Here is a 10,661-nt window from a genome sequence, read left to right as displayed (position 1 = left end):
GACCCCGGAGGACCTACCTCCATCTCCTGCACAGCACCGCTTCCAGAAGCAGTTGCATCAACGCCTCCTTCAGCGTTCGTGGCACACGATCTGGGTCTTCTCCGGCGAGGGGACCTTCACCAACTACGGTGACGGCGGCTTCATGAACTGGTGCTTCCTCGGCTACGACGCGGACAACGGAGTCAACGGCAACCGGGTCATCCACTTCCCGGGGCGGGCCGTGGCCGGCGCACCCAACGGCGGCACCCCGATGCCGGGCCGGCCTCCGGTCGGTGGGCAGACCGGCGCGCCCGGCACCGTCCCCGGTGCGCCCGGCACGGTGCCCGGTGCGCCCGGCACCGTTCCCGGAGTGCCCGGGGACACCACCGGTGTACCGGTGACCCCCGGCGTCCCGGCGAATCCGGGCGTCCCCGCGGTTCCCGGCGTCCCCGCGAACCCGGGCGGCGCGGTGACCTCCGCCAAGCTGACCGGCACCCTGCACGCCACCGTCAAGAACGGCCGCACTCCCTCCGCGACCGGCACCCCCGTCACCGCGGCCACCAGCACCGCGGCCACCAGCACCGCGGCCAAGTCCACCGGCTGGGTCTTCAGCCAGGAGAGCAACGGCCGCTACAAGATCACCAACGCCGTCACCGGCCTCGCCCTGACCGAGAACACCAAGAGCTACCTGGCCGAGGCCCAGCCCTGGGCGGGCTCCGCCGCCCAGAAGTGGCAGCTCTACTCCCTCGGCGACGGCAAGTACCAGATCCGGGTCACGGCCGACGACTGCCTCACCTACGACGAGGACAACAAGGCGCTCGGCGTCTGGACCTGCACCAGCGACTGGAACCAGGCCTGGACGATCAAGCCCTGACGGCGCGGAAGCACTCGGGGCGGGCACCGGCCGTAGCCGGTACCCGCCCCGAGCCGGTACTTCTTTCCTCACACGCGGAGGGTGTGGGATTTGAACCCACGGTGACCAGAGGCCACGACAGTTTTCAAGGCCGGACGTGTAGCCCAGGGCGATATGGCGCCTGACCTTCTCTTGATTCCCCTCAACGCCGGCGGTCCGGCCCAGCTGGCCCACAACTGGCCCAATTCTTCGGGGTCGTTTCCGTGGACGTTCGGGTTCGGTTCGACCTGCGGTGAAGCCGTAACACTCTGACACCTTCGGACGTCGGTGCACCGGGGTGAACGAGACGGAAACCGAGACGGGAGACAGGACCGGGCGCTGCTTCCCGGCCACATGCCCAGCTCGAGAGTTGAGGCAGACGCACACGGACAGTGAAAGATCAACGGGACCGGACGTACCGTCAATCGCCATCTGACACGCCGGTCTCACAGTGTGATCGCGGGTTGGCTTTCTAATTCATGATCACCGCGCTGCGGTCCTGTAGTGGGGGTGATACTTGGTGTATCTCCCATGCCTGGAACTCTTTGAATGATCATCAAAGGAGGCGGCCATGAAACTCGATTCCGCCAGGTCGCTGAAGAAGGAGTTTCTCCATCAGCTGAGAACCGGGGAGCCGTTGGCGCATCGAGTCGCGGCAGGACCGATGGCAGTTGTCGAGAGGAAGAACCTAAGTTTCGGCGCCCCGCCGCAAGCGCCTAGCGCCGGAGGGGTTGCAGTCGGCATTGCGCCGACGAGCAAGGAGGGTGGCTACAGCCTCGGCATCCAGGTTCAAGACCAGAACGAGGAGACTCGCCGAGTAGTGCACTACTTGACGGATATGGCCCATGACGAGGCGGTCGTCCAGTTCGTGGGCCGTGTCCGCCCCCTGTACACCGGGAAGGCGAGGCCGCTTGTACCAGGGGTGTCTATTGGCCACCCGCTGGTGACTGCCGGGACTCTCGGCGCATTCGTGCATGTGGCTGGTTCTACTGATGTACATGCGTTGTCCAATAACCATGTCCTGGCGGCGAGCAACCGTGGGAGCTCGGGTGACCCGATCCTCCAACCCGGCCCCTACGATCATGGGACGGCCGCCGACAAGATCGGCGAGCTTGGCGTTGTCGTTGAACTCTTAACTACGCCGAACGCCGTAGATGCCGCCACCTGTGCGATTGACAAGACCCTGGCTGATGTCCTTGATCTCACCTTCCCATACGGGGTGACCGGCCTTGCCGAGCCGGAGGAAGGACTAGCTGTCAAGAAGATCGGAAGGACTACGGACGAGACGAACGGCATGATCTTGATGTTCGAGCTTGAGAACCTCTGGGTCGACTACGGAGAGCCGCTCGGGGTTCTCACTTTTGACAACCAGATTTCGATCTTGGGGCAGGACGGGGATCGCCCCTTCAGCGAGGGAGGGGACAGCGGTTCCCTCGTCTTCTCGGTTGATCCGCCTGCTGCTGTGGGGCTCCTCTTCGCGGGCAGCGAGAGTGGTCCGGGGGGGAATCCTGTGACATACGCCAATCCTCTATCTCCCGTCTTGGAACAGATTCATGCCACACTTGCGTTCTGAACCGACGTGGAGGACCCATGGTGACGATTGAAGCTGCTCGCGCTGCAAAGCGTGCCCTCGCGCAGATGCTCGCCGACGACCCGCGAGTCAATGGCGTCGGCATCGGCGGAACCAAGAGCGCCTACGTCGTCAAGGTTCAGCTCGTAAGCGATGACGACAGGCCTGATCTCCCCCAGGAGATCGATGGGGTCCCAGTTCAGACTGTCGCCGTAGGGCGTATCAAGCCGCTATCGACCGCTCACTCTGAGTAGCCCACCTCTGGGTGTGTAGACCACACTTGCGGCTTAGCCGAGCCATTGCTCCGACGATCCGGCCCGCGGATATCGCTGGGCCGGTTCGTCGTTGGGGTCAAGCACCACTGGCATTCCGTGACGCGCTGCCCTGCGGGGCTTAAGGCGTGTCTCTTTGATGGGCTGAGCAGTTGATCGGATGTGTCTGTCCGGTTGGTGATCAGTGATGCGATGTGGGACCGGATCGAGCCGTTGATGCCGGCCGATCCGGTCCGTGGGCGGCGGTGAGCCGACCACCGGCGCACGCTCGAGGCGATCGCGTGGAAGTACCGCACGTGCTCGCCCTGGCGGGACCTGCCGGAGGAACTGGGCCCGTTCCAGACCGCCCACAAGCGGCTGCTGCGATGGGCGGTCGACGGCACCTGGCAGCGGATCTTCGCCGCCGTCCTGGCCTCGGCCGACGCCGCCGACGACATCGGCTGGACCACGTCGGTGGACTCGACCGTGTGCCGGGCCCACCAGCACGCCGTCGGCGCCCGCAAAGGGTGACGGCGGTCGGGGCGAACCGGCCGACCACGCCATCGGCCGCTCGCGCGGAGGCCTGAGCACCAAGGTCCACCCGGCCAGCGATGCCCGGGCCCGCCCGCTGGCCCTCGTCGTCACGGCCGGACAGGCCGGCGACGCACCCGCCTTCACGACCGTCATGGCGGCGATCCCCGTTCCGCGCCCCGGCTCGGGGCGACCACGCACCCGGCCCGACACGGTGATCGCCGATCGCGCCTACTCTGCTCGCGCGATCCGCTCCCACCTGCGGGAACGCCGCATCCGCACGGTCATCCCGCAGCCGGTGGACCAGGTCCGCCACCGCAAGCGGCGCGGTTCACCCGGAGGCCGACCGCCCGGCTTCGACCGCGCGGCCTACAGGGAGCGCAACACCGTTGAGCGGTGCATCAACCGCCTCAAGCAGTGGCGCGGCCTGGCCATGCGCACCGACAAACTCGCCATCGCCTACCAGGCCGCACTCCACCTCGCAGCCATCCTCATCTGGCTCCGCAGATGACCAAGAGACAGGCCTTAGGAGCGGGGAGGCTCATGTGTGGCGACGATCAGCTGAATCGAGTCCACGACTCTAACCGCGCTGGCACCCATTACCAGGGCGTCAGTGCCTGGAGGTGCTGGGCGAAGTCAGCCACGAGGCTGGCGAGGACGGCTTTGCCCTTCTCGGCGGTGCCCTGCGATGGGAAGCCGATCACTCCGGACTCCGTGTACTCGCGCATCCCGGCGACAAGCAGGAAGCGGCGTTCTCCAGCATCGTGGTCGGCTGCCTCATATCCGGGGCGCACAAGGTCTGGCGCCGCGTGGAGCAAAATCGAGGTCTCGATCTCGCCGGCGTGCATGTCCGCGTGGGCATCAGAACGGAGATTGGCGTGTGCTCGCGCCCTGCTCCAGTCGCTGCCTAGGGGGAACAAGCTCATCCGGCGGTCGGTGACGTTCGCCTCCTGGACGATGTTGGAGAGCACGTAGTTGCCGCCGTGCCCGTTGACCAGCACGAGCTTCTCGATGCCTGAGCGGGCCAGTGACGCGGCGATGTCATCCACGACGGCGTACAGCGTGCGCGCACTGATGCTGACCGTGCCGGGCCATGTGCCGTGCTCGTGGCTGCACGACATGGTGATCGGGGGAAGGGCGAGCACCGGATAGGCCGCCGCCAGCTCGCCCGCGATAACGCTGGCGATGGCGGTGTCAGTGATGAGAGGCAGGTATTCGCCGTGCTGCTCAAACGACCCGATGGGCAAGATCGCGACCTTCGGGGCCAGCTCTTGAACGTCCGTCGTGGTGATCGTTGGCAACAGGTGCACGGCTCTCCTTCGGGTCACTCCGGGACTCCCCGGAGACTGTGCAGAGTCCTCTTGAACTCGGCAACCTCTACGAGCTTCTGCCACGGGGCGAGGTGGCCCTCTACCCGGTAAAGCTCCTCAAGGATCCGCGCCGACCCCGTGGTCTGCGCTGTGGAAAGGGCTCCCTGAGCTGCGGTGTACGCCCCCTCCACGTCCCCCAGGATGGCATTGGCACTGGCTAGCCGAGCCTGGAGGAGGCCCCGGTCCCGTTCCTGTCCGTCCGGCCACCGAGCGAGGCTCGCCCGAAAGACGTCTACTGCCTCCGTCGGCCGACGAAGCCGTACGTCGCAGTTCGCCGCTTCCATGTCGATGTAAGCGACGGTGCAATAGCCGGCCAGGTCGGATTGCTCGCCCGCCCCCTGCTCGGCCGCTGTTCTCGCCTGGTCCAGGGCAGCATGGCATTCGGCCTCCTCGCCGAGCAGCGCATGCGCGTTCGCCAGTTGCCTGAGCGCCACCGCCCTCACCGAGAAGGGCAGGTCCCGCCCGCCGCTCAGGGCAGCGCGAGCGAGGCCGAGTCCATGGCCGGGTTGTCCCGCCTCGGTGGCGATGTTGCTCCGGCGCTGCTGGATGTACGAGGACAGGACGCGGTCGTCCAGCTCGTGCGCGTAGTCCAGCGCCCTGGCCGTCCAGTGCATCGCCGCCTGCACGTTCCCGCTGTCTTGGTGTAGCCAACCGAGGAACTCGGCATACCGAGCGCCGACCCGGAGTGCGTCCCCGCGGAGACTGCTACGAGCGGTTTGGCAGAGCTGCTCAATGAGCGGCATCTGGGCCTGCACGGGGGGCACGAGAAAGCGAGGCCCCACCACCGGCTCGGCAATGCAGTGCTGCACGAACACGGACTGGAGGTAGGCGATGACTGCCGGGTTGGCCGGGTTCGGGAGTACCTGGACTGCGGGCACGGCACTCAGTGCCGGTACTTCGAGGGCTGACGAGAGCGATGGGCTTTCGTCGGGAAAGCCGAGGTCGGCGTTGGTCGCCTGGTACACCTCCCGGAAGAGAAGCTGGTACTCGGGACCTACTGACCTTCGCCCGTTCTCGAAGTAGGAGACTTGCGTCTTGAGGCTGTCGCGGCCCGGCAGGTCTCGACGAAGCCGCCTCGCCGCGGTCTCCAGTTCGTCGATCAACTGGCTCTGCGTCCAGCCACGCCCGACGCGTGCAGCCTGGAGCTTGGTCTTCATCGCACCCCCGTACGGACGACCGGTCGAGCCAACATGATGGCCGCGTGAGCACAGCGCTGTCAGGGGTTAACAGGTAACAGGACTGGGTGTTAACCCCTGCGCACTGCGCTTCCCGCCGAGTTCCGGCTTACTTGGTGTCGTCAGCGCGGCCGGATTGGCCCTCTTCGAGGGCGGCGACACGGTCGCGAAGCTCCGACAACTGGAGGTCGTAGTCATCAAGGCGACGCAGTAGCTCACGTACGTCGGGGGTGTTCCCGGCGACCTGAGCCTCCTTCGGATCACGGGCGAAACTGCCGCGTCCAGAGGTCAGGACCAGGCCCTCGGTTCGAAGCACGTTGATGGCCTTCTGAACTGTGGTCGTCGTGGTCTTGTGCTTTTCGGCAAGCTGACGGACCGACAGAAGCTTTTCTCCGGGCTGGATGTCGCCCGAGAGGATCTGCTTCCGCAGAAGGTCCGAGAGCTGTTCGTATGGCTGTCGGGGGCTGTCGGCGGCAATCGTCACAGCTAGAGCCTACCCATCACACGTCCTAGGACGGGATCAAGCGAAACACTTGCGATCACACACGTCCTAGGACATCCTAGGACGTGTGAAGCCGAGGTGATGCCTCGGACGTCATTTGAGCTGCACAGATGCGCCCGGAGGGGCGGGGTGACAGCCCCCTGAAGGCCGTGCTCGTTGCTTGAGAACTGAACAGTGATCGTGCGAGACCGACGCGAGGGCGGCGGTCGCGGCAGGCATCTAGGTCTTCGGGTCGATGGTGAACCGCCGTGGTCAAGGCCCTCCCCCTACGCAGTGGCATGCCACCCGCTTCGGTCGGGTGTGGGGACGGACGGACGCTGACCAGGCCGATTCGTACGGCTGGATGGCGAGCCGAGTGGACCAGCGGGGTCTCACAGCACGTGGCGGGATGAGACAGACCGCCCCCGTGGCGACCGGGTGATGTCGCAGCGGCAGCGAGCCACGCAGCACGCCCGGGTTCCCCGGGGGTGCGCCGCCTGTTGGCGCCGGAGCAGCAACACCGGCGCATCCGATTTCGGGCTCGGGACCGGCCGGCCGAGGCAACGGCAGCCGGTGAAGCCCGCGCACCACCCTCTGATCTTCGCCCCCGATCCGACCCGCATCTGCGGCGGATCGGGGGCATCGCCGCTCGTGATCTGACGAGCGGCCATGGCCCGAGTCGGGCCGCCGCGCTCCCGGCCAAGGTAGGCGCGGCGGCCCTCGGGCCCACCTCCCACCACTGGAACGAGGTAGACCCGTGCGATTGATTGTTGCAGGCCAGGAGGCCGTCACGGCCTCCGAGTTCGCCGAGCTGGCCTTCGGCATCGACGTGGAGCTGTTCACCGGCGCCACCGACGAGACGCCCGCCGACTCGGCGGTCCGGCTCGACGTGGCCCGGGACGTGCTGCGCGACCTGGCCCCCGAGCCGGCCCGCTACGCGAAGGCGCTGATGCGCACCGCGGAGCGCCACCGGGTCCAGGTGTGGAAGGCGGCAGCGTGATGGCCCGCTTCGTGCGCCGCGGCATCCGCGGCACCACCCGCCCGCACCTGACCGCCCGACCCACCGGCCCCGCGCCGGTCGTGGTGGTGGCGCCGACGACGGGCAACCTGCCCCGGGCCGCGTGCACCACCACGGATGCGGACCTGTTCTTCCCCGACCACGACACCGACCCCAACGGCGCCGCGTTCGCCGAGCTCCGCGCCAAGCACATCTGCGCCACCTGCCCGGTGCGCGCGGCGTGCCTGGCCGCGGCGACCACCCGCAAGGAGCGGCACGGCGTCTTCGGCGGCCTCACCACCGCCGAGCGCGACCGCCACACGGCCACCCTGGCCAAGCGCGCCCAGCGCGCGAGGACGGTGGTGGCGTGATGGACAGCGACTTCAACGCGGACGAGGCCCTGCGCCAGGTCCGCGAACGCGCCAACCGGCTCGCCCAGCGCATCGAGCGCCACGCCGCCCGGCTGTCCGCTGAGCACGACCGCGACTGCACCGCCGCTGCGATGGTGGTCGGGGCCGGGGGTGTGCGGTGAGGCACACCCGGATGGATTTCCTGGCCTGGCTGGCCATGGGCGCCGCCGTGGTCGTCTCCGCGCACGGCGAGTGGGTGCTGGCCGTCCAGTGTGGCTTTCACCCGCTGGTCGCGGCCGGCCTGCCGCTCGCCCTGGACACCTACGCCATCCGCGCCCTGCGCGCCGGCCGGGAGGTCTTCCTGCCCGTCCTCGGGATGATCGCCACCAACGCCGCCGCGCATCTGCTCGGCGCCAAGGTGCTCCACCCCGGCTGGCAGCTCATCGTCCTGGTGTCCGCCATCGCCCCCCTGGTGCTGTGGCGCGTCCACGTCCTCCACGCCGCCGACACCACCACTACCAACCAGCCCGCCGCGGCCCCGGTCGCGCCGGTCGAACGGTCCGCGGTGGCACCCGTACCCGCGGCCGCACCCGCCGAGCCGCAGCCCGTACCCGCCGCACCCAAGGTGTACCCGGCCCCCGTACTCGCTTCCGTGGCGGGGCAGGAGCCGGAGCTGGCTCCGGGGGTGGAGCCGGTGCGGGAGTTGGCATTCCTGCCGCTCCCGGCCCGTCCCATCGTCACGCTCGCGGAGCCGAACGAGTGTCCACAGCCTGTGGACGAGCCCACCCCTGGCGCCGCCGAGCAGACGGCCGACGGGGCCGATGACCTGCAGGACGACCCGGCCGAGTGGGACGAGCTGGCGCCGGCCGCGGCGGCCGAGTTCGCGAACCTGCTCGCCCGCGGCGACGTGCCGTCGGTGCGCACCCTGCGCGCCGAGTACGGCATCGGCCAGACCCGCGCCCAGCGGGTACAGGCCGCCCTCCGCTCCCTCACCGCGGTCGACCGCGTGCCCGCCTGACCCAGCCGCGGTCCTCTTCTTCGCCCGGCTGCGGGTGCGCCGCGCGGCCCGCGTACCTGCCTGTTCCGCGCACTGCGGGTACGGCGGGTACGCCCCGCCCGGCCCGTACCCGCGGCCGCACTTCCTGCCTTCCCTCTTCGACTCGACGGAGCAATCCACCGTGCCCGAGAACACCACCACCGCCCCCGTGCAGCCCGTCCTCTACTCCTGGCTGATCACCCTTCAGGTCAAGATCAGCACCGGGTTCGGGGTCTTCACCACCGAGGGCACCATCCCGGTCGCCCCGGGCGGCAGCCGCGCCCGCGCCTACCGCAACATCCGCGCCGAACTGACCCGGCAGAACCCGCAGCTGGAGCAGGCCAACGTCCTGTTCTTCTCGATGGAACCCGACCGGCTGTGACCTTGAGGGAGACCGACGTGTCCGACGCCACCACGACCGTGGTCGAGGCTGCCCCGGCGCCCCCGACCACCACACCCCCCGCCGCCGACAAGCCCGGCAAGTCCACCGCGCCCGTCGCGGCGGCGGTGCCGGGGCTGCCGCTGGCGGTGGCCGCCGCGAACACCGCGGGCGGCCTCACCGCCGGCGCCCTCGCCCTCGGCGGCCCGGCCACCCTCGCCACCGCCGGCGTGGTCGCCGGGGCGGCCGCGGTCGGCGCCCTGGCCCGCCGCGCCCGCGCCAACCGGGCCCGCACCCGACAGGCCACCGCCCTCCACCACACCCCGCGGCAGGCCGCCGGACACCGCACGGCAGTCCGGCCAGCCCCGCTCGGCTCCATCCCGCAGGCCCGCCGCAGTGGCAGTGCCGCTGGCGCTACCAGCGGCGCCCGGGGCGGCCGTGCCGCCGCCAGCGGCGGGGCCGCCCCGGCGCAGAGCCAGACCACCACCCGTGCCCACCGCGCCACCAGCACGCCGGGCGTGACGCCCCCTCGGCACCGTCCGGCCGTGGTCGGCACGGGTCGGGAGTCGTCGGGTCCGGCGTTCACCCTGGCCAAGGCCGCCCGGACCGCCGCCCGCAGCGGCACCGAGGCCGGGGCTGGTGCGGCGGGGCGGTGGCCTCTTCCGTCCCCGCAGCGCGCCGCGAAGGCCGAGGCGCGGACCGCCCGGAACCTGGCCAAGGGCCATGCGAAGGCCCTGCGCCGGGCCGGGATCGACCCCGTCACCGGCGCCGCCACCCGCCCCGGCAAGCCCGGCAAGGGTGCAGCGGACCTGCGGGCGGCGACGCCGGAGCAGGCCAAGAAGCTGCGGCGCTCCGCCTGGCGGTACCGGGCCCGGATGACCGCCGCCGCCCTGGCGACCGGTCTGGTCGGCGCCGCGTCCGTCGCGGCGTTCAACTGGCGCCACCCCGGCCGGGTCGCCTCGCACATGCGCCGCACCTGGCAGCGACTCTCCTCCCGTGCCCGCGCGGCCCGGGAGGCGCGCGACGCCGCCATCCTCGGCGCCGCCGCCGGTACGCCGGACGCCTCCGCGGTGCCGGTCCCGGCGGAGAGCGTCCAGCAGCCCGGCACCACCTCGGCCGCTTCGGCTCTTAAGAGCAAGGCCGCCCCCGCCCTGGCGAAGGTCGGGCGGGTGGCGGCCCGGATCAACATCGGCAAGCCCACCGTCCAGGAGGCCACCGTGTCCGACCAGCAGTCCGTCCCGACCTTCTCCCTGTCGTCCGCGGCGGACGTGATGCTCCAGGCCGCGTCCACGTTCGACCCCGAGCACATGACCGAGTTCGGCGTCCTCGCCGACGACCTGCCCGTCGCGTTCGCCACCCTCCAGGAAGTCCTCCGCGTCCTCGCGGAGCAGGGCCGCGAAAGCCTGCCGCTCGACCCGGTCGTCTCCGAGGAGATCGCGCAGGGCTACCAGGCCATGGGCCGGGTCATCCAGGCGCTGGAGAACGTCGCCCCGGTCTTCCGGCAGGCCCACGCGGACGACCTGGAGCGCAACGAGAACCCGCGCAACGGCCTGGAGGCCGAGCGCAAGTGGAACGTCCAGTAACCCACTCCCTTCCCCGCACCACCAACACCCGGCCGGGGGGGGGCCGCCCCGCGCGCGGGGCGCCGCC

At 69.8% G+C, this 10,661-nt stretch carries 12 protein-coding genes and 1 pseudogene; 10 read left to right on the top strand and 3 right to left on the bottom strand.

The window, feature by feature from the left end:
- The 4 genes and pseudogenes from AB0442_RS38225 to AB0442_RS38210 all read left to right on the top strand — a co-directional run.
- On the top strand, positions 1-853 hold an 853-nt coding region (locus AB0442_RS38225; protein WP_366168141.1), incomplete at its 5' end, for an RICIN domain-containing protein.
- 589 nt (positions 854-1,442) lie between these two features.
- Positions 1,443-2,444: a hypothetical protein gene (locus AB0442_RS38220; protein WP_366168140.1), complete on the top strand. Its 1,002-nt coding sequence runs from the start codon at positions 1,443-1,445 to the stop codon at positions 2,442-2,444.
- Positions 2,445-2,461: 17 nt separating this feature from the next.
- Complete coding sequence (locus AB0442_RS38215; protein ID WP_366168139.1) at positions 2,462-2,695, top strand: hypothetical protein; 234 nt, start codon at positions 2,462-2,464, stop codon at positions 2,693-2,695.
- A 210-nt stretch (positions 2,696-2,905) separates the two neighbouring features.
- Positions 2,906-3,734: pseudogene (locus AB0442_RS38210) on the top strand (IS5 family transposase).
- Positions 3,735-3,822: 88 nt separating this feature from the next.
- On the opposite strand, the gene AB0442_RS38205 reads toward AB0442_RS38210, so the two are convergent.
- The 3 genes from AB0442_RS38205 to AB0442_RS38195 all read right to left on the bottom strand — a co-directional run bounded on the left by AB0442_RS38205 (position 3,823) and on the right by AB0442_RS38195 (position 6,252).
- Entirely contained in the window at positions 3,823-4,533 is a 711-nt protein-coding gene (locus AB0442_RS38205; RefSeq protein ID WP_366168138.1) for a creatininase family protein, read from the bottom strand.
- Positions 4,534-4,547: 14 nt separating this feature from the next.
- Positions 4,548-5,750 (bottom strand): hypothetical protein, encoded by a 1,203-nt coding sequence (locus AB0442_RS38200; protein WP_366168137.1) that lies wholly within the window; start codon positions 5,748-5,750, stop codon positions 4,548-4,550.
- A gap of 127 nt (positions 5,751-5,877) precedes the next feature.
- A complete protein-coding gene (locus AB0442_RS38195; protein WP_366168136.1) occupies positions 5,878-6,252 on the bottom strand; it encodes a winged helix-turn-helix domain-containing protein in 375 nt (124 codons plus the stop codon).
- Between the two features lie 754 nt (positions 6,253-7,006).
- Between AB0442_RS38195 and AB0442_RS38190 the strand changes: the two genes are divergently transcribed.
- The 6 genes from AB0442_RS38190 (at position 7,007) to AB0442_RS38165 (ending at position 10,594) form a co-directional block, all read left to right on the top strand.
- Positions 7,007-7,249 carry a hypothetical protein gene (locus AB0442_RS38190; RefSeq protein ID WP_366168135.1) on the top strand — a complete coding sequence of 81 codons (243 nt, stop codon included), beginning with the start codon at positions 7,007-7,009 and terminating at the stop codon, positions 7,247-7,249.
- Entirely contained in the window at positions 7,249-7,617 is a 369-nt protein-coding gene (locus AB0442_RS38185) for a WhiB family transcriptional regulator (RefSeq protein WP_366168134.1), read from the top strand. The genes AB0442_RS38190 and AB0442_RS38185 overlap by 1 nt, the downstream gene beginning before the upstream one ends.
- On the top strand, positions 7,614-7,778 hold the full coding sequence (locus tag AB0442_RS38180) for a hypothetical protein (protein ID WP_366168133.1): 165 nt from the start codon (positions 7,614-7,616) through the stop codon (positions 7,776-7,778). The genes AB0442_RS38185 and AB0442_RS38180 overlap by 4 nt, the downstream gene beginning before the upstream one ends.
- Positions 7,775-8,614 (top strand): hypothetical protein, encoded by an 840-nt coding sequence (locus AB0442_RS38175; protein ID WP_366168132.1) that lies wholly within the window; start codon positions 7,775-7,777, stop codon positions 8,612-8,614. Before AB0442_RS38180 ends, AB0442_RS38175 begins: the two co-directional genes overlap by 4 nt.
- Positions 8,615-8,774: 160 nt before the next feature.
- Entirely contained in the window at positions 8,775-9,014 is a 240-nt protein-coding gene (locus AB0442_RS38170) for a hypothetical protein (protein WP_366168131.1), read from the top strand.
- 17 nt (positions 9,015-9,031) lie between these two features.
- Positions 9,032-10,594 carry a hypothetical protein gene (locus AB0442_RS38165; protein ID WP_366168130.1) on the top strand — a complete coding sequence of 521 codons (1,563 nt, stop codon included), beginning with the start codon at positions 9,032-9,034 and terminating at the stop codon, positions 10,592-10,594.
- Positions 10,595-10,661: the final 67 nt, after the last annotated feature.

This window comes from Kitasatospora sp. NPDC085895 (assembly GCF_040702125.1).
Taxonomy (GTDB): Bacteria; Actinomycetota; Actinomycetes; order Streptomycetales; family Streptomycetaceae; genus Kitasatospora; species Kitasatospora arboriphila.
The sequence above is the reverse complement of the archived record's forward strand: the minus strand, read 5'-3'. Positions and strand labels throughout refer to the sequence as shown.

What these genes read in the sequence shown, in the direction of transcription:
- AB0442_RS38220 (WP_366168140.1), top strand. Translation starts at nt 1,443, where the DNA reads ATGAAACTCGATTCCGCCAGGTCGCTGAAGAAGGAGTTTCTCCATCAG.
- AB0442_RS38215 (WP_366168139.1), top strand. Translation starts at nt 2,462, where the DNA reads ATGGTGACGATTGAAGCTGCTCGCGCTGCAAAGCGTGCCCTCGCGCAG.
- AB0442_RS38200 (WP_366168137.1), bottom strand. Translation starts at nt 5,750, where the DNA reads ATGAAGACCAAGCTCCAGGCTGCACGCGTCGGGCGTGGCTGGACGCAG.
- AB0442_RS38185 (WP_366168134.1), top strand. Translation starts at nt 7,249, where the DNA reads ATGGCCCGCTTCGTGCGCCGCGGCATCCGCGGCACCACCCGCCCGCAC.